Raw genomic sequence first — 18,957 nt, forward strand, 5'->3', positions numbered from 1 at the left:
GTTTAACATAAACTGATTTTTTAAGATGAAAACTTATATGCCCTTAAATGGGCTCAGGTGGAGTCGCAATAGCGGCTCTGCCAACTGTGATATGCCTCAAAGTGCCGTTTTCGGACGGCCTGGGGGGGGAGAGTGTTACCAGGAAAAGGCCATCACGTTAAAAAAGATAAAGATATTAGGAATTCGCCACCATCAAACGTATTATTAATAAGTAAGTTAAATAAAACTAATCAGAACGAATGGTCAAAAGATATCTCTTAGGTCTCGATGTAGGAAGCTCATCCGTAAAGGCTTCCGTGGTTGACAGCATTGACGGCAAATGCTGCGGAACATCATTCTTCCCCAAGCAGGAGGCTCCAATAAAGGCTCTACGTGCCGGATGGGCAGAGCAGGCTCCAAACGACTGGTGGCAATATGCCAAGGATGCCATTGGCGAATGTCTTGGCAAAGCATCTGTGGCCGGGAGTGACATCGCCGCCATCGGCATTTCCTATCAGATGCATGGCCTGGTCTGCGTAGACAAGCAACTGAACGTGCTTCGCGACTCCATCATCTGGTGCGACTCACGTGCCGTTGCCTACGGCGAGCGCGCCTTCAAAGACCTTGGAGCGGAGCAATGCCTCGGCAGCCTGCTCAATTCGCCTGGCAATTTCACTGCCGCCAAGCTGGCATGGGTTAGGGAGAACGAGCCGGACGTTTACCATAATATATATAAGGTGATGCTTCCTGGTGACTATATAGCCATGAAGCTCAGCGGAGAAGTCTCGACAACCATAAGCGGTCTGTCGGAAGGCATGATGTGGGACTTTGGCAACAAATGCGTCGCAGACTTCCTGCTCGACTACTACGGCATTGCTCGCAACCTTGTTGCTGACATTGTGCCAACATTCGGTATACAGTCGAAAGTAAATACCCAGGCAGCAAAAGAAACGGGCATTGCGGAAGGTACTCCGATATGCTACCGCGCAGGCGACCAGCCCAACAACGCCCTGTCGCTGAACGTCTTCAATCCAGGCGAGGTTGCCTCAACAGCCGGTACAAGTGGCGTGGTATATGGCGTATCGGGAGTATTGGGGTACGACACCAAGAGCCGTGTGAACACCTTCGCACATGTCAACTACAGCAAGGAGTGCGACCGTCTGGGCATACTGCTGTGCATAAACGGCACAGGCATACTCAACGCATGGGCCAGACGGAACATAGCAGCCGACATGAGCTACGGAGAGATGAACGATGCCGCTGCATCGGTACCCGTGGGAGCAGAGGGAGTGAGCATACTGCCCTTCGGCAACGGAGCTGAGCGCATGCTTGAAAACCGTGAGCCGGGATGCAGCATACATGGACTCAACTTCAACAAGCACGACAGGCGTCATCTGCTCCGTGCCGCACAGGAAGGCATTGTCTTCGCATTCTGTCAGGGTATGGACATCATGAGACAGATGGGTATGGACGTATCGAAGATACATGCAGGCAACGCAAACATGTTCCTCAGTCCGCTGTTCCGCGAGGCTCTGGCTGCAACAAGTGGAGCAACCATAGAGCTTTACGACACCGATGGCAGCATTGGCGCAGCAAGAGGAGCCGGCATAGGGTGCGGCATATACGCAGACCACAACGAGGCATTTGCCACTCTGGAACGCAAGGCCGTCATTACTCCAGAAGAGAGCAAGAGGGCCGCATACCAAGAGGCTTTTGACAGATGGAAAGAACATTATAACGTAAACTAAAGGCGGGGGCCTGTAGGACTCCACCTTATAAAAAAAACACAGCTATGAAAGAGTATTTCCCACAAATCGGCAAGATTCCCTTCGAGGGAACAGAGAGTAAAAACCCATTGGCATTCCACTACTACGATGCAGAGAAAGTAGTAGCCGGCAAGAAGATGAAAGACTGGCTGCGCTTCGCCCTTGCATGGTGGCACACGCTTGGCCAGGCCTCTGGCGACCAGTTTGGCGGCCAGACAAGACATTACGCCTGGGACGATGCCGCAGACCCAATACAGCGTGCGAAAGACAAAGCCGACGCAGGCTTCGAGGTAATGGAGAAACTGGGCATAGACTTCTTCTGTTTCCACGACATAGACCTCATTGAGGAGGGCGACTCCATTGAGGAATATGAGGAGCGCATGGGTATTATCACCGACTACCTGAAAGAGAAACTTGCAGAGCATCCCGACAAGCACCTGCTGTGGGGAACGGCAAATGTATTCGGACACCAGCGCTATATGAACGGAGCGGCAACCAATCCCGACTTCGACGTTGTGGCACGTGCTGCCGTTCAGATAAAGAATGCCATTGACGCAACCATCAAGCTTGGCGGCACCAACTACGTATTCTGGGGAGGCCGCGAGGGTTACATGAGCCTGCTCAACACCGACCAGAAGCGCGAGAAGGACCATCTGGCACGCATGCTGACCATGGCACGCGACTATGCCCGTGCCAATGGCTTTACGGGAACCTTCCTCATTGAGCCAAAGCCAATGGAACCAACAAAGCACCAGTATGATGTTGACACAGAAACCGTAATAGGCTTCCTGAAAGCGCACGGTCTTGACAAAGACTTCAAGGTGAACATAGAGGTTAACCACGCCACGCTCGCCGGACACACCTTCGAGCACGAGCTTGCCGTGGCTGTAGACAATGGTATGCTTGGCTCTATCGACGCCAACCGTGGCGATGCACAGAACGGCTGGGACACCGACCAGTTCCCAATAAACAGCCTTGAGCTGACACAGGCAATGATGGAGGTGATACGCAACGGAGGTCTGGGCAACGGAGGATGCAACTTCGACGCCAAGCTCCGCAGAAACTCTACAGATGCCGAGGATTTGTTCATTGCCCACATAAGCGGTATGGACGCTATGGCGCGTGCACTGGAGAATGCCGCTGCCGTACTCGGCGAAAGCGTATTGCCTGCAATGAAGAAGGAACGCTATGCCAGCTTCGACTCCGGCGCAGGCAAGGAGTTTGAGGAAGGCCGCATGACCCTTGAGCAGGCCGTAGACTACGCCAAGGGCAACGGCGAGCCAAAGCAGACAAGCGGCAAGCAGGAGCTTTACGAGACAATACTCACCATGTATAGCAAATAAATGGAAGGAGTAAAAAGGAGATAAATGAAGATAAAAGGAGTAAAATGGAGTAATAAGGAGATAAAAGGAGATAAATGAAGAATCCTTATATGAAAAGACAGCTAATATCATTCATCACTCTGTGTTTCCCGCTTTGTATCCATGCGCAATATGTCTCGGAAGTATGGAATCCCGACAATGGCGACGGCACGTACACCAATCCTGTACTTAATGCCGACTACAGCGACCCGGACCTTTGCGCGGTAGGCGAGGACTATTACCTGACGGCAAGCTCGTTTGCCCACATACCCGGACTGCCTATACTCCACTCGCGCGACCTCGTCAACTGGGAGCTAATAGGCCATGCGCTGCAGAGCCAGTTTCCAGAGAGCAAGGCACCAGAGCATGGCAAAGGAGTGTGGGCACCAAGCATACGCCACCACAACGGCGAGTTCTACATCTACTGGGGCGACCCCGACCGTGGAGTGTTCATGGTTAAGGCAAAGGACGCCCGCGGCCCATGGAGCGAGCCTGTATGTGTCATACCAGGCAAAGGAATGATAGACACCTGCCCACTATGGGATGACGATGGCCGCTGCTGGCTCGTCAACGGATGGGCCAACAGCCGCTGCGGCTTCAACTCGATACTGACGGTACGCGAGCTCTCTGCCGACGGCATGCGCCCGATCAGCAATCCCGTGATAGTCTTCGACGGCGGCAACGTCAACCACACCACGGAAGGTCCGAAGTTCTACAAGCGCGACGGCTGGTACTGGATAATGTGTCCAGCTGGCGGCGTAGAGAAGGGATGGCAACTGGCCATGCGCTCGAAGAGTCCCCTGGGACCATACGAGAGCAAGACCGTGCTGGCACAAGGCAAGACCGCCATCAACGGTCCACACCAAGGCGGCTGGGTACATACCCCGTATGGCGAGGACTGGTTTCTGCACTTCCAGGACAAGGGTGCCTATGGCCGTGTGGTATGGCTGCAGCCTGTTGACTGGTCGAGCGGATGGCCCATCATGGGAGACAAAGGCGAGCCTCTGACAACATACCGTAAGCCGAAGTCGTCATCAACCACTAACATCAACCCTCAGGAGAGCGACGAATTCAATGCTCCAAAGCTCGGCCTGCAATGGCAGTGGCAAGGCGACTACAACCAGCTGTACGGCATGCCGACAGCCGACGGTTTCCTCAGGCTGTTCACCTACCGCCATCCCTCCACAGACAATCTCTGGACCGTGCCGGCAATGCTGTTGCAAAAGACTCCTGCCGACGTGTTCACGGCAACAACCAAAATCCGGCTGGCTGCCAAGGCAGAGAAGCAGTACGGAGGCATCGTTGTCATGGGACGCGGCTACAGCTCGCTTGTCGTAGAGCGTATCGGCGACATGTTCCAGCTGCAACAGCGCACATGCCCAAAGGCCGACACAGGTGGCAAGGAGGCTGTTACCATACTTGAGACTTTCAAGCCTACAGCCAAGGACAAGCTCGACTACCACCCTGCCCTATACATGGACATATACCTCCGCATAACCGTTGACGGCGGCAAGGCTACATTTGCCTACAGCCTCAACGGAAAGACTTACAAGGCGGCAGGCGAACAGTTCACCATGCGTGAGGGCAAATGGGTAGGAGCAAAAGTGGGACTGTACGCCATTGACAACAACGAGAAGTCGGACGTAGGACTGCTTGACGCTGACTGGTTCAGAGTTGGGAAGAAATAGGTAGGGTGTACAGTTTGATGTGCAAAAATTGAATATCCTAATTCTGAAGTTTATGTCGGTAATTGTCGCGCTGTAAGCGCAGAAGCACATAGCCCAGGGTAGAGCGTAGCCACACCCTGGGCTATTTCATATAGGTGATGGTCGCGCTGTAAGCGCAAAAGCGTAGATAACAGCAGGATACATAACGCTTTTGCGCTTACAGCGCGCATTGATTATAACCCCTTATACCCAGGGTGTCGCTACGCCCAGCCCTGGGCTATGTGCTTCTGCGCTTACAGCGCGTGCTACTCAATGTATTTTCTGCGAGCAAGCAGTCTGCGTAAATCAGGAACAGTTCCATTTTGGATACAACAAACTGTACACCCTATCAAACTGTACACCCTAATAAGGTTTCGGATTTGGAGAGATTATTGGACGAACATTATCAAGAGTAGCAAACATTTTACCTTCTGAATATGTTATAAATTCTAAAATAATCAGTTGAATGAGAGCTTTTTACACTTTTGTGTAGTGCATATAAGTGTTTGAGCATTTACTTTTGCCACAAATAATAAATATTTAGTTATGGAAGATAGATACAGCAGAAACAGGCTCTATGTGAGTGAAAGTGAACAAAACATGGTTAAGGAGTACAGAATATTCCTTGGTGGTGCAGGTATAGGCAGTATCGTGGCTGAATGTGCTTTGCGATTTGGTTTTGAGCATATTACCATTGTTGACGGTGATAAAGTTGAGAAAAGTAACCTGAACAGGCAGAACTATACGGACAATGACATTGGCAGATACAAGGCAGAGTGTTTGGCTGAGCGTTTGCTAAATATCAATCCAAATGCGCAGATAGATTACCATACGGAGTTCCTTACCCCTGATAACATAAAAGAAATGTTGAATGGCCATAATGTAGCCATCAATGCATTGGACTTCAAGGACGATACGCCTTTTGTCTTTGATAAAATTTGCAAAGAAAGGAAAATTCCCGTACTCCATCCATATAATTTTGGATGGGCAAGTTTTGTCACGGTTGTTGATCCACTGGGACATACCATATCAGAACTGGCAGACGAGCCTAAGGGATTTGAGCTAAAGGTGGCTGAGTATGTAATCGGGCACGGGGCTTTCTGGAATCAGCCAAAAGAATGGTTGGATAAAATCGTTACTCAATACAGGGAAGAAAGCGAAATGCTCCCACCTCCGCAACTGTCCATAGCATCATGGATTGCAGCAGGATTATGTACAACGGCAATGTACAATCTTGCTACAGGAAAACCTGTGAACTATTTTCCAAAATTCTATTTCTCCTCACTTTTGCAGTAAAGTGAAATATCGTTTTAGAACAATTTGTTTAAAGTTGCCCTTGAAATAGCTTCTGTAATATTCGCCACGCCTAACTTTTCAAAGGCATGGCGTTTATAGAATTTAATAGTGTCCAATGAACGGCACATCCTATCCGCAATTTCCGTCATGGTAAACCCAGCTGCAGACAATCGCAGCACCTCAATTTCTTCTTCTTTGAGTGACACTCCCTCACATTCTTTCCACCGATGGCTGTCGAAGGAATATTTCCAATAGTTGCTGAGTCCTTTCTTATGAAACTCTACATGTCCCACAGTTTTATGTGAAGACAGCGATACGACACACATACCAATCCATATTTTGCCTTCATCGGTCAATAGAATGGGAGTAAGTTGGTGGTTGATTAGTTTGCTCTTTGCCCCACTGTTCAGATGAAAATGATATGACATAGAGCACTGGTATTTGTCAACATCATCGAAGGTATCAAAGAACTTAAAGCCACTGCTGTTCAACTCCACGAGCATTTTCTGTTCTTCCTCCGGCACGTGTTCCAAATAAAAACTATATCCCAACTCCTTCACCTCCTTTGCCGTATGACCACAAAGGAACAAAGGATTATCTGATACATAAAGAAACTCCTGCTTATAATAGTCTATCAGGTAAACACTCTGATAGGTTACACGCGCAAAAGCCTCTACGGTATGAATCAATGTGGACAGTACATTTGAGTCATAGTCCGGTGCATTGCGTACGGTATTCGATGCGATAAAGAAGTCTTTTACATCTGTCATATGATGAATATATTAGGTCCTTTACTTAATCTGTTGGCAAATATACTTGTTTTTTTCGGAATGACATCAAAAGACTACACTAAAGTGTAAAAAGTAAAGCTGAAAAAGGAAAATTACCCAAAAGTGTAGTATCCCATATTTGAAGAGCCACTATTTTTGCCGTATAAAATAACTATAAAAGGATTATTATGGAAAAGAAAGTCGCGTCATTCAACGAGTATGAGATATTCATGGCAGATAAATCCTGTCTAAATGAAATCGCCGATTTCGTAGTCAGGGAGAATTACGCCCATCACCTGGTGCATTTATGCTCCTAAAGTGAAAAGTAAATTAATTTGTAAATAAAAATAGAAGATGATGAAAAGAAAGCAGATTTTATTGATTTTTTTATTGACTTTTTTCACCAGCATGTTTGGGCAGAATCAGATAAAAGGTTTGATTATATCTGAAAAGGGTGAACCTTTGGCGTTTGCCAACGTAGTGCTCTTGAATCGTCAGGATTCGGTTTTCATCAATGGCACTGTAAGTGGAGCAGATGGCAGCTTTAGCATCGACTCTTCCTGCAATGGAGGAATCATAAAGGTGACATCCGTAGGCTATAAGACGATCTGCAAGGATTGCACAGGTGAGAATGTGGGCATTATAAAGATGGAAGAAGACAGTAAGATGCTCGGCGAAGTTGTCGTGAAGTCATCCCTGCCTAAGACTATCCTGAAGAATGGCGGAATGACGACAACCGTTGTCGGATCCGTACTTGAGAAGGCAGGTACCATGGAGAACCTGCTCGACCGCATACCTAACGTTTCTGCCCAAAATGGCAGCATCAAGGTATTCGGTCGCGGTGAGCCTGTTATCTATATCAATGGACGACAGATGAGAGACAAGAGCGAGCTGGACCGTTTGCTTTCCGACAACATCAAGTCGGTGGAAGTCATCACTAACCCTGGTTCTCGTTATGCAGCCAGCACCAAGGCGGTCATCCGTATCACAACGAAGAAGATACAAGGCGAGGGCTTCGGGTTTGATGCGATGACTACTGGTGAGTATGATGAGGAGAAAAACTTCGGTGGATATAGCCAATTGAATATGAGCTATCGCAAGAATGGCTTAGAGCTGAGCGCATACGCTTTTGGAGCAAGACAATACCAGCCAGACAATAAAGACTTACAGCAGAAGACTTATCTTGACAAGACCTGGAACCAGAAGAGTGAAATCAGACAAGTAGGTGTTGTCGAAGCCATGAACTTTCGATTGGATGCCAGCTACCAGTTGGATGCCAACAATTCTATAGGTGCCAACTTCGGTTTTCTTAGAAATCCTAAGCAAACATGGAACGGCGATATGAGTTCTTCTATATTGCAAGACGAAGAATTGTCTGAAAATTCTGATAGTCATGCTGATTTCTTTTGGCAGAAGAATAATCTTTCAAGTAATATTTACTATGTAGGAAAGATTGGTAAGCTCAGCATCGATTTCAATACAGATTGGCTATGGTCGAAGGAATACCAGAACGATGTTACAAAAGAGCGATACCAGGAAGTGGGAATGAATGCACAAGGACAAACGGCTCACAGCTTGACTAACAAGGACTATCATCTGCTCGCTTCCAAACTGGTGCTTTCTTATCCATTATTAGGTGGTAATTTGTCTTTGGGTGGTGAATATTCCAACACCCATCGTACTTCAAAGTACCAAGTGGTGCCAACCAACTTGGTAGCGGATGACGACAGCCGTATTACAGAAAGCATGACATCTTCATTCTTGACCTATTCAAGAGATTTCGGTGATCTGAATTTGGAGGCAGGTATGAGATACGAGTACATCGACTTCAATTACTATGAATATGGCAAGTATGTGCCAGAGCAAAGCAAGTCGTACGGCAATTGGTTCCCATCGCTCAATCTGTCGATACCTGTTGGAAAAGTGCAGATGCAGCTGAGCTATGCAGCCGACATTAATCGTCCTTCCTATCCTAATTTGCGCAGTGGCATTCAGTATGATAACCGATACACGTATGAAACGGGAAATCCATTTCTGGTATCTCAGACAAGCAGAAATCTCAACTACGAGTTGGCTTACAAATGGTTGACATTCGATATGACCTATAGCCATACTTCCAATCCGATTATATCCACAGTGGAGACTTATAAGGATAATCCTGCAATAGGTTTGATGAAGCCAGTGAATGGAAATTCGTATAATGACGTAGCTGCATCCATCAACTTGCGCCCTTCGTTTGGCATCTGGTATCCTTCGCTTACAGCATCCATTGACAAGCAATGGTTTGATATGGAGACGCACGATGGAAAATCACTCAACAAGCCAATGGCTTCATTCCGTTTTGATAACACCCTCAACACCAAGCTGGGAATGTTTACGTGGATGATGTCGTATATCACGAAAGGCCATGAAGAGAATCAGTATCTGTACAAGCCAATGTTTTGCACGAATGTTTCCGCATATAAGGCTTTATTGAAAGACCATTTGTCGTTTCAGCTCTTCATCTATGATTTGTTCGGGACAAGCGATAGCCACATGATTGCTCATTTTGGCAAAATAAAGGAAATGGTGTATGATGGACTGTCAACAAGCAAAGTGTCTCTTACTATACGATATAAGTTCAACACAGCAAGAAGCAAGTATCAGGGCACTGGTGCAGGCCTGAGTCAGAAAAACAGAATGTAAATTCAGATCTTTTCAAATGAAGAAAATAGAAATCATACATCAACATGATACGATGCAATGTGGCATAGCCTGCTTGCAAATGATTTGCAAATATTTCGGCAGAGAATATTCTATGAATTCTCTGTCGAAACTTTGTTTTGCCACTACGGAGGGGGTGTCTCTGCTAGGTATCAATGAAGCTGCAAAGTAAGCGAGTATATTTTGCAAGTATTATTTTGTTGCCATTACCATAAATGTGTCTACCTATGAATAAAGCAGGTTAACTCCTTATCTCACGCCTATGCTTTTTCCAAGGAAAACTGATTTTTCTCATATTATTTACTCCGTATCGGATATTTTTCTTAATTTTGCATCAGTTTCCAAAAAATGACGTAAATGAGATATACTATCGAGAAAGTAACCACACTGATAGGTGCGCGTCGCTATGGCGATACGGATGCCGATGTGAGCTTCGTGCTGACAGACAGCCGGTCACTCTGTTTCCCTGAGGAGACACTGTTTTTCGCATTAAAGTCCGAACGCAATGACGGACACAACTTCATACCAGAGCTTTACCGCCGCGGGGTGCGCAACTTTGTTGTCAGCAGCGTACCCAAAGGATGGGCCTCGGACTATCCTGGGGTAAACTTCCTGAAAGTTGTCAATACCCTCGAAGCACTTCAGCGTCTGGCCGAGCGCCACCGTGACGAGTTCAACATACCTGTCGTGGGCATCACTGGCAGCAACGGCAAGACCATGGTAAAAGAGTGGCTGTACCAGTTGCTGTCACCAACGCTGTTCGTTACCCGCTCACCCCGCAGCTACAATTCCCAGATAGGAGTCCCGCTGAGCGTATGGCTCATGGACACCAACACACAGGTGGGAGTGTTCGAGGCGGGAATAAGCCAGCCTGGAGAGATGCTGGCCCTGCGTGACATCATCCAGCCCTCGATAGCAGTACTGACAAATCTTGGAGCTGCCCATGACGAGAACTTTGACGGGCGTGAGGACAAATGCCGTGAGAAGCTCATTCTCTTTCACGATGCAAAGACCATTGTCTACAATCTGGATGACACCATTGTGGCTAAAGTAGTGGAGACTTCCGCCGACTGCTCCGGCGAGCGTTTGGCATGGTCGGCCACCGACCCTACGGCTGCGATGTATATACAATCGGTTGTCAAGGAGGGCGACCACACCATAGTGACATATATATATAAAGGTGGAGAGCCGGAGAAATACACCATACCGTTCATAGACGACGCCTCTGTGGAGAACTCCGTAATCTGCGCAGCTGTCGCACTAAGGCTTGGCGTGCCGGCCGCAACAGTATGCGAGAGGATGGCTACCCTGGAGCCTGTCGCCATGCGTCTGGAGGTGAAGGAGGGCAACAACGGATGTACGCTCATCAACGACTCCTACAACTCCGACATAAACTCGCTCGACATTGCCCTGGACTTCATGAACCGCCGTCCCGACCACAAGGGGCGCAGGCGCACACTCATACTGAGCGACATATTCCAGAGCGGCATGGAGCCTCAGGAGCTATACAAGGAGGTTAGTGACCTCGCACGGAAGCGCGGAGTTGTGAAGTTCATAGGCATAGGACCAGCGCTGACAACCAATGCGGGCAGTATACAGATATCGGAGAAATATTTCTTCAGCACCGTGCAGCAGTTCATCAGCAGCAACGTGTTCCACTCGCTGAGCGATGAGGTGATACTGCTCAAGGGCGCCCGGCAGTTTGGTTTCGACAGGATTACGGAGCTGCTCGTCCGCAAGGTGCATGAGACCATATTGGAAGTCAACCTGAATGCCATCGTCAAGAACCTCAACTGGTACCGCTCGTTCATGAAGCCGGAGACAAAGCTGGTGTGCATGATAAAGGCAGATGCCTACGGAGCCGGCAGCGTAGAGATAGCCAAGACGCTGCAAGACCACCGGGTAGACTACCTCGCGGTGGCAGTTGCCGACGAGGGGGCGACCCTCCGCCGCAACGGCATTACGAGCAACATCATGGTGATGAACCCCGAGATGACGGCCTTCAAGACGATGTTTGACTACGACCTGGAGCCAGAGGTATACAACTTCCGCATACTGGACGCACTCATCAAGGCTGCAGAGAAGGAAGGCATCACTGGCTACCCCGTACACATAAAGCTCGACACGGGCATGCACAGACTTGGTTTCGACCCCATCGCCGACATTGACAAGCTGGTAGACAGGCTGCATCGCCAGAACGCCATCATACCACGCTCGGTATTCTCACACTTTGTTGGTGCAGACAGCGACAACTTCGATGACTTCTCCGCACGCCAGTTTGCTCTCTTCGACGAGGGCAGCAGACGGCTGCAGGCAGCCTTCGAGCACAAGATACTCCGCCACATGGACAACTCTGCCGGCATAGAGCACTTCCCCGAGAGGCAGATGGACATGTGCCGTCTGGGACTAGGACTATATGGTGTGAACCCGCGCGACAACAGCATCATCAACAACGTCAGCTCGCTGAAGACCACCATTCTCCAGCTCAGGGAGGTCACTCCTCCCGACACCATCGGCTACAGCCGTCGCGGGACGATAGGCAAGCCTTCGGTGATAGCAGCTATTCCAATAGGCTATGCCGACGGACTTGACCGTCATCTGGGCAACCGCCACTGCTACTGCCTTGTCAACGGACAAAAGGCTGAGTATGTAGGCAATATCTGTATGGACGTGGCCATGATAGACGTCACGGGAATAGACTGCCACGAGGGTGACAGCGTTGAGATATTCGGTGACAACCTTCCCGTCACCGTACTGTCTGATGTCCTCGACACCATCCCTTACGAGGTGCTTACAGGCATCAGCAACAGAGTAAAGCGCATTTATTTCCAAGATTAATAACAAAATGGTGCAAGGATAAGAAATTTTTTCGTATCTTTGCACCAATACTATTTATAAAAACTACATCCTGATATCAATTACAACAATCTCATGGAACAAGTATTCAGTTACATTATCGGTCTCGGTGCAGCCGTCATGATGCCAATCATCTTCACCGTACTCGGAGTATGTATAGGCATCAAGTTCTCAAAAGCCCTGAAAAGCGGACTCTATGTAGGAGTCGGTTTCGTTGGTCTTAGCGTCATCACAGCCCTTCTAACCAGCTCACTGGGCCCTGCCCTCTCAGACGTTGTGAGGATATACGGCTTGGAACTGAAAGTCTTTGACATGGGATGGCCAGCTGCCGCCTCAGTGGCATACAACACCCTCGTAGGCTCGTTCATCATTCCCGTATGCCTTGGTGTCAACTTAGTGTTGCTGCTGCTCGGCTGCACACGCACAGTGAACATCGACCTCTGGAACTACTGGCATTTCGCCTTCATCGGTGCCGTGGTATACTTCATGACCCAAAGCGTAGCATGGGGGTTCTTCGCCGCCATCGTCTGCTATGTCATAACCCTGGTGCTTGCCGACATCACAGCAAAGCGTTTCCAGAAATTCTATCCCGGCATGGAGGGAATTAGCATCCCGCAACCATTCTGCCAGGGCTTCATGCCGTTTGCCGTCGCTATAAACAAGGCACTCGACTATGTTCCCGGCATCAACAAGGTAAACATCGACTCCGAGGGTATGAAGAAGAAGTTCGGCCTCTTCGGCGAGCCCCTTGTGCTTGGTGTCATCATCGGCATCATCATAGGCTGCCTGGCATGCAAGGACTTCACCGAGATGGTTGACAAGATACCCGCCACACTGGGCCTCGGCATCAAGATGGGTGCGGTGATGGAGCTTATCCCACGCATCACGTCACTCTTCATCGAGGGTCTGAAGCCTATCAGCGAGGCTACCCGTGAGCTTATAGCAAAGAAGTTCGGTGGCAAGAAGGAACTTTACATCGGTATGTCTCCGGCTCTCGTTATTGGTCACCCCACCACTCTCGTAGTGTCGTTACTACTCATTCCTGTCACCTTGGTACTGGCCGTTGTTCTGCCCGGCAACCAGTTCCTGCCGCTGGCATCTCTTGCCGGAATGTTCTATGTCTTCGTAATGGTACTTCCGTTTACCAACGGCAACGTTCTGCGCAGCTTCATCGTCGGCCTCATTGTAATGGCCATAGGTCTGTACTTCGTGACATGGATGGCTCCCGACTTCACCGCTGCCGCCCACTATGTACAGGAGATACACCCGGAGGATGCCTCCGTGGCCGTACCATCCGGTTTCGAGGCTGGTGCCCTTGACTTTGCGTCCAGCCCACTCTCCACGATCATCTACGCCTGCATGAAATACCTGAGCTATATCGGCGCCGGCATCCTGGCACTCGGCACCATAGCCCTCGTACTTTGGAACAGGAAGAAGATTAACGGCTAATCTTAGTCCGTCAGCTCCATCCACTCTTTTAGCTATATAGCATCAACAAAAACTATAATAAAGAACAATGAAGAAAAACCTGTTTTTATCACTCGCTCTCATGGCAACAGCCATGTCAGCCTCAGCACAAGTAAGCTACACAACCCAGACAGCCTGCCACCCGGCAGACGTCAAGCACTATGACACACAGACCCTGCGCGACCGCTTTGTAATGGAGAAGGTGATGGTCAACGACCAGATAACACTCACCTACTCTATGTACGACCGCTTCGTCTTCGGTGGAGCAGTGCCTGTAAGCCGTGAGCTGAAACTGGACACCATCGACCCTCTGAAGGCTGAATACTTCCTCTTCAACCGTGAGCTTGGCGTCATCAACACTGGCGGCGAGGGCTCGGTAGTGGTTGACGGCGTTGAGTATCCTCTCAACTTCAAGGAGGCGCTCTATGTAGGCCGTGGCAACAAGGAAGTAATCTTCCGCTCTAAGGATGCCACGAAGCCAGCCAAGTTCTACATCAACTCCGCTACTGCCCACAGGGCCTACAAGACCCAGTGGATAACCCTCGACGGCCGCAAGAACGGCAAGATACAGTCGCTGAAGGCCAATGTCATCAAGGCAGGCTCTATGGAAGAGAGCAACAAGCGCGAGATCAACCAGCTCATCGTCAACAACGTGCTGCAGGAAGGCCCGTGCCAGCTCCAGATGGGTCTCACCATCCTGGCTCCAGGCTCTGTATGGAACACCATGCCTCCTCACACACACGGCCGCCGCATCGAGGCATACTACTATTTCAACCTCCCCGAGGGCAACACCATTTGCCATGTCATGGGACAGCCGCAGGAGAGCCGCGTGGTGTGGTTGCACAACGAGCAGGCCATCATGTCGCCGGAGTGGTCTATCCACGCAGCCTCAGCAACATACAACTACATGTTCATCTGGGGTATGGCAGGAGAAAACCTGAACTATGGTGACATGGACAAGATTAAAGTTACTGAACTCAAATAACATCAGACTGTTAAAAACTAATCTACTATAACAAACCAAGCTATGACACCTACACAGAACACTAAAATGACCAATTGGAGGTGGATTATCTGCGCCATGCTTTTCTGCGCCACCACCATCAATTACATGGACCGTCAGGTACTATCCCTGACATGGAAAGATTTCATTGCCCCCGAATTCCACTGGACCGATGACGACTATGGAACGATAACGGGCTTCTTCTCCTTCTTCTATGCCTTTGCGTGCCTTTTTGCAGGAAAATTCGTTGACTGGATGGGAACCAAGAAAGGCTATATGTGGGCTATCTTCATCTGGTCGCTTGGTGCATGTATGCACGCCGGTTGCGGCTGGGTAACCATGCAGGTAGAGGGCCTCGACTCTGTAGAAGCCCTGCGCGCCGTACAGGCAGGTTCCGAAATAGCCGTTGCCATAGCCACGCTGAGCGTATGGCTCTTCCTCACATGCCGCGCAATCCTCGCCCTTGGTGAGGCCGGCAACTTCCCTGCTGCCATCAAGGTGACGGCAGAGTATTTCCCGAAGAAAGACCGCGCCTTCTCAACATCCATCTTCAACTCCGGAGCATCCATCGGTGCTCTCGCCGCACCACTCACCATCCCTGTCCTGGCCAAGGCTTACGGCTGGGAGATGTCGTTCATCATTATCGGTGCCATAGGCTTCGTATGGATGTTCTTCTGGCATTTCATCTACGACAAGCCACAGAACTCAAAGCATGTCAACGAGGCAGAGCTGGCATACATCAACCAGGATGAGCAGCAAGAGGAGAAGACCGTAAAGGAAGAGCAGAAAGACGAGCGTGTAATCCCATTCCTGAAATGCTTCACCTACCGCCAGACATGGTCGTTCATCGCAGGAAAGTTCTTCACGGATGGTGTATGGTGGTTCTACCTTTTCTGGGCACCGGCATACTTCTCTGACCAGTTTGGCTACAAGACCTCCGACCCCATGGGACAGGCACTCATCTTCGTGCTCTACCTCATCGTGACCGTACTCTCTATCTTTGGTGGTTATCTGCCAAAATACTTTGTTGAGAAAAAGGGTATGGAGCCATATGCAGGCCGTATGATAGCAATGCTTATCTTCGCCTTCTTCCCGCTGTTCGCCCTCTTTGCCCAGCCTCTCGGAGAGTCATCAGCCTGGTACCCTGCCATCATCATCGGTCTTGCCGGTGCTGGTCATCAGGCATGGTCGGCCAACCTCTTCTCAACGACAGGCGACATGTTCCCCAAGTCAACCATTGCCACCATCACCGGTATTGGCGCCATGGCAGGAGGTCTCGGCTCGCTCATCATCAACAAGGGTGCGGGCGCACTCTTCACTTACGCAGAGACCCAGGGCTCAGCCTTCATATTCCTATCCTTCGAGGGCAAGCCTGCCGGATATATGATTATCTTCTGCATCTGCGCCGTTGCATATCTTGTTGCATGGGCATGCATGAAACTCCTTGTGCCCACCTACAAGCCTATCAAGGCATAATGGCCTGACACAAACAAGCATAAAAAAGTGACTCCTCCATGTAAAGACTGCATCTTTCATGAAGGAGTCACTATTATTTCGGGGAGGCGTATAGGCCTATTTTCACGTAGGTGGAACGGTATTGGCTTGTCAGAACCTAACGCTCACAGCCTTAGTACCATCGTAGCCGACCGTCTTTGTATGTTCCTTACCCACTACCCTGACATTGAATGTACGTTTGTTGAGCATACCCTTGAATGCTCCAGCGCGCTTGCCAACAGACAGTTTTCCCGCCTTATCATTCCAGCGGAAAGTAATCGTGCTGTACTGTCCCTTCTCATAGTTATAGTTGTCACCCTCATCCTCGTAGAGTGTGAACGTGGCATCGGCACCGGGATATACAATTATTTCGAGGTTGTCCCACTGCCGCTCACCTGCATATTGCATGACGGGAGCCAAAGGAAGGATAGAGCCGGCACGCACGAACATCGGGACACGGTCGAGAGCCGTCTCAAGCCTCACGCTCTGTCCACCCTTATGTTTCTGCTCCGTCCAGAAGTCATACCACGTAGCACCTTCAGGCAAATACTTCTCAGCGGTCTTCCCTGCATTGAAATCGGTCTCTGCCTTGCAGCGTTCTACCGCCTTGTGGTCCTTTATTATCTCTTCAGCCGTATATTGAGGCTCGACAATGGGCGCGGCGAGAATATTTCGGCCAAACATAAACTCATCCGTCATATTCCATACCTTTCTGTCGTTGGGGAAATCGTAGACGAGCGCGCGCAGATAGCTTTCATCTGATGACGTAACCTGCCATGCTGTACTATATAAATAAGGTATAAGACGGTAGCGCAGGCGTATGGCGGATTCTATTGCATCAAAAACCGGCTCACCCTTCTTGCCAAACTGGTATATCTCGCGAGGCGCATCCGCTCCGTGACTCCTGAAGACGGGACAGAAAAGCCCGTACTGCATCCACCTTACGTACAGTTCCTGATATTGTGGGTTCTGCGGTGCAGAAATCCGTCCTCTGTTGTATGCTCCGCAGAAGAAGCCGCCTATATCGGTATTGAAATTAGGACATCCCGTCATGGTATAGTTCAAGCCTGCCGGTATCTGCTTCCGCAGCATATCCCATGTGGAAGCCACATCGCCCGACCATAGTCCGGAGCCGTAACGCTGCTGTCCGGCAAATGCCGAGCGCGTCATTATAAACACTCTCTTGTCATCCGACTCCTTGCGTTGGTTGTCATAGACACCAGACACCGTACACAGCGGGAATGCGTTTCTCACCCTTCGCCATGTTCCAAGGCCCGTCATCCTGTCGTAGTCGCTATCCTTGGAGTTGAAGTAGTCAGGGTCGGTAGAGTCCATCCACCAAGCGTCCACGCCATAATCATACAGTGTCTTGAGGTTCTGCCAGTATATGTCCCTTGCCTCCTTGCTGTAAGCGTCATACACACGGACACCACTTGGATAATCCATCCTTGGCGGCCATATATGCGAGATGCCGCTTTGCGGCCAAGTCTCGAAATCAAAGAGAAGTCCTTTCTCATCCAGCTGTCGGTAGCCTTTGGTATATGGTCCGAAGTTTGCCCAGATACTGATCATGAGATGCGCATTCATTCTGTGTACAGAGTCAACCATCATCTGCCCATGTCTGAATCCCTCACCAATGAAATCCATGGCATTCCAGGTATAGTTGCTGCCCCAATACTGCCAGTCCTGTATGATACCGTCGAGCGGCACATTATTCTTACGATGCCAGTCGACAACCTCCAGCAACTCGTTCTCCGTCTTGTATCTCTCCCTGCACTGCCAGAAACCGTATGTCCACAGAGGGAACATGTCAACCTTTCCCGAGAGCTGGCGCATAAGCGCGTTTACACCGTCGGCAGACCCTCCGTACATGAAATAATAGTCGGACGCATCACCAACCTCGGCAGAGAAGGACATTCCGCTGGCATCGTCCTTGAAGTCAGCCCTGGAATAATTGTCCCAATAGATGCCCCACCCCTTCAGCGACTGAACAACATACTGGAAGTCCTCAAGATTAGACTGTTCCATAAACTTCTGCGTGCCACGCCTGTTTAGCTTGCCGTCCTGCAAGGTACCCAGTCCGTAGATTGGCTCATCACCGTCAAGCTCATACACCTGCGTAACACGGTAGGCCCCCTTGTCAGGGCCGGAGTTTCTTTCCTCAAACGTTGTACCTTTCTCTTTCAGCAACACTTGGCTACCATCGTAGAAAGAAACGATTCCCGTAGCGTTATCAATGGCAACAGTGAGCTTCTTACTTTTGAGCAATGTCGTGCCTGATTGCTTTGTGATATTAACCTTCATATTCTCCAAAGGGGCCATAGTAACCACAAGACTGTTCTCTGACGGTCCCTTAGCTCCCTGCGGATACTTCACTACTCTCACAATGTCGGGAGCATAGAAGGTCACATTACATACAGTTCCCTGAGCAACCACTGTAGCTGACTTGGCAGCAACCATAGCCTGCAAAGGTACTATCAATACCAATAATAACACTAAAAGTTTTTTTCTCATATCAACAATTATTTAGATTAATAATAACTCCATACAAAAAGC

At 49.5% G+C, this 18,957-nt stretch carries 11 protein-coding genes and 1 pseudogene; 10 read left to right on the forward strand and 2 right to left on the reverse strand.

Annotated elements, in window-relative coordinates; translation table 11 throughout:
* Positions 1-239: 239 nt before the first annotated feature.
* From CIL02_RS11735 to CIL02_RS11750, 4 genes are all read left to right on the forward strand, one after another.
* Positions 240-1,727 (forward strand): xylulokinase, encoded by a 1,488-nt coding sequence (locus CIL02_RS11735; protein WP_094401929.1) that lies wholly within the window; start codon positions 240-242, stop codon positions 1,725-1,727.
* Positions 1,728-1,771: 44 nt separating this feature from the next.
* Positions 1,772-3,088: a xylose isomerase gene (gene xylA, locus CIL02_RS11740; protein ID WP_094401931.1), complete on the forward strand. Its 1,317-nt coding sequence runs from the start codon at positions 1,772-1,774 to the stop codon at positions 3,086-3,088.
* Positions 3,089-3,177: 89 nt separating this feature from the next.
* Positions 3,178-4,794: a glycoside hydrolase 43 family protein gene (locus tag CIL02_RS11745; protein WP_094401933.1), complete on the forward strand. Its 1,617-nt coding sequence runs from the start codon at positions 3,178-3,180 to the stop codon at positions 4,792-4,794.
* A gap of 564 nt (positions 4,795-5,358) precedes the next feature.
* Complete coding sequence (locus CIL02_RS11750) at positions 5,359-6,108, forward strand: ThiF family adenylyltransferase (protein ID WP_094401935.1); 750 nt, start codon at positions 5,359-5,361, stop codon at positions 6,106-6,108.
* A gap of 14 nt (positions 6,109-6,122) precedes the next feature.
* On the opposite strand, the gene CIL02_RS11755 is transcribed toward CIL02_RS11750, so the two are convergent.
* Positions 6,123-6,878 carry a helix-turn-helix transcriptional regulator gene (locus CIL02_RS11755; protein ID WP_094401937.1) on the reverse strand — a complete coding sequence of 252 codons (756 nt, stop codon included), beginning with the start codon at positions 6,876-6,878 and terminating at the stop codon, positions 6,123-6,125.
* A 435-nt stretch (positions 6,879-7,313) separates the two neighbouring features.
* Between CIL02_RS11755 and CIL02_RS11760 the strand changes: the two genes are divergently transcribed.
* The 6 genes and pseudogenes from CIL02_RS11760 to CIL02_RS11785 all read left to right on the forward strand — a co-directional run bounded on the left by CIL02_RS11760 (position 7,314) and on the right by CIL02_RS11785 (position 16,383).
* Positions 7,314-9,563 carry a TonB-dependent receptor domain-containing protein gene (locus tag CIL02_RS11760; RefSeq protein ID WP_170935086.1) on the forward strand — a complete coding sequence of 750 codons (2,250 nt, stop codon included), beginning with the start codon at positions 7,314-7,316 and terminating at the stop codon, positions 9,561-9,563.
* A gap of 40 nt (positions 9,564-9,603) precedes the next feature.
* Positions 9,604-9,747 (forward strand): annotated as a pseudogene (locus CIL02_RS11765) (cysteine peptidase family C39 domain-containing protein); the annotation flags it as partial.
* 191 nt (positions 9,748-9,938) lie between these two features.
* Positions 9,939-12,419, forward strand: a complete 2,481-nt coding sequence (locus CIL02_RS11770) for a bifunctional UDP-N-acetylmuramoyl-tripeptide:D-alanyl-D-alanine ligase/alanine racemase (RefSeq protein WP_094401941.1) — start codon at positions 9,939-9,941, stop codon at positions 12,417-12,419.
* Positions 12,420-12,512: 93 nt separating this feature from the next.
* Positions 12,513-13,886, forward strand: a complete 1,374-nt coding sequence (locus CIL02_RS11775) for a PTS galactitol transporter subunit IIC (protein WP_094401943.1) — start codon at positions 12,513-12,515, stop codon at positions 13,884-13,886.
* Between the two features lie 67 nt (positions 13,887-13,953).
* The gene (gene kduI / locus CIL02_RS11780) at positions 13,954-14,889 is read left to right on the forward strand and encodes a 5-dehydro-4-deoxy-D-glucuronate isomerase (protein WP_094401945.1); all 936 of its coding nucleotides are present in this window, start codon (positions 13,954-13,956) and stop codon (positions 14,887-14,889) included.
* A 42-nt stretch (positions 14,890-14,931) separates the two neighbouring features.
* Entirely contained in the window at positions 14,932-16,383 is a 1,452-nt protein-coding gene (locus CIL02_RS11785; RefSeq protein ID WP_094401947.1) for an MFS transporter, read from the forward strand.
* 129 nt (positions 16,384-16,512) lie between these two features.
* On the opposite strand, the gene CIL02_RS11790 is transcribed toward CIL02_RS11785, so the two are convergent.
* Positions 16,513-18,915 (reverse strand): TIM-barrel domain-containing protein, encoded by a 2,403-nt coding sequence (locus CIL02_RS11790; protein ID WP_094401949.1) that lies wholly within the window; start codon positions 18,913-18,915, stop codon positions 16,513-16,515.
* Positions 18,916-18,957 lie beyond the last annotated feature (42 nt).

The organism is Prevotella sp. P3-122 (genome assembly GCF_002251365.1).
Lineage (GTDB): Bacteria > Bacteroidota > Bacteroidia > Bacteroidales > Bacteroidaceae > Prevotella.

What these genes read in the sequence shown, in the direction of transcription:
- xylA (WP_094401931.1), top strand. Translation starts at nt 1,772, where the DNA reads ATGAAAGAGTATTTCCCACAAATCGGCAAGATTCCCTTCGAGGGAACA.
- CIL02_RS11750 (WP_094401935.1), top strand. Translation starts at nt 5,359, where the DNA reads ATGGAAGATAGATACAGCAGAAACAGGCTCTATGTGAGTGAAAGTGAA.
- CIL02_RS11755 (WP_094401937.1), bottom strand. Translation starts at nt 6,878, where the DNA reads ATGACAGATGTAAAAGACTTCTTTATCGCATCGAATACCGTACGCAAT.
- CIL02_RS11770 (WP_094401941.1), top strand. Translation starts at nt 9,939, where the DNA reads ATGAGATATACTATCGAGAAAGTAACCACACTGATAGGTGCGCGTCGC.
- CIL02_RS11745 (WP_094401933.1), top strand. Translation starts at nt 3,178, where the DNA reads ATGAAAAGACAGCTAATATCATTCATCACTCTGTGTTTCCCGCTTTGT.
- CIL02_RS11735 (WP_094401929.1), top strand. Translation starts at nt 240, where the DNA reads ATGGTCAAAAGATATCTCTTAGGTCTCGATGTAGGAAGCTCATCCGTA.
- CIL02_RS11785 (WP_094401947.1), top strand. Translation starts at nt 14,932, where the DNA reads ATGACACCTACACAGAACACTAAAATGACCAATTGGAGGTGGATTATC.
- kduI (WP_094401945.1), top strand. Translation starts at nt 13,954, where the DNA reads ATGAAGAAAAACCTGTTTTTATCACTCGCTCTCATGGCAACAGCCATG.
- CIL02_RS11790 (WP_094401949.1), bottom strand. Translation starts at nt 18,915, where the DNA reads ATGAGAAAAAAACTTTTAGTGTTATTATTGGTATTGATAGTACCTTTG.
- CIL02_RS11775 (WP_094401943.1), top strand. Translation starts at nt 12,513, where the DNA reads ATGGAACAAGTATTCAGTTACATTATCGGTCTCGGTGCAGCCGTCATG.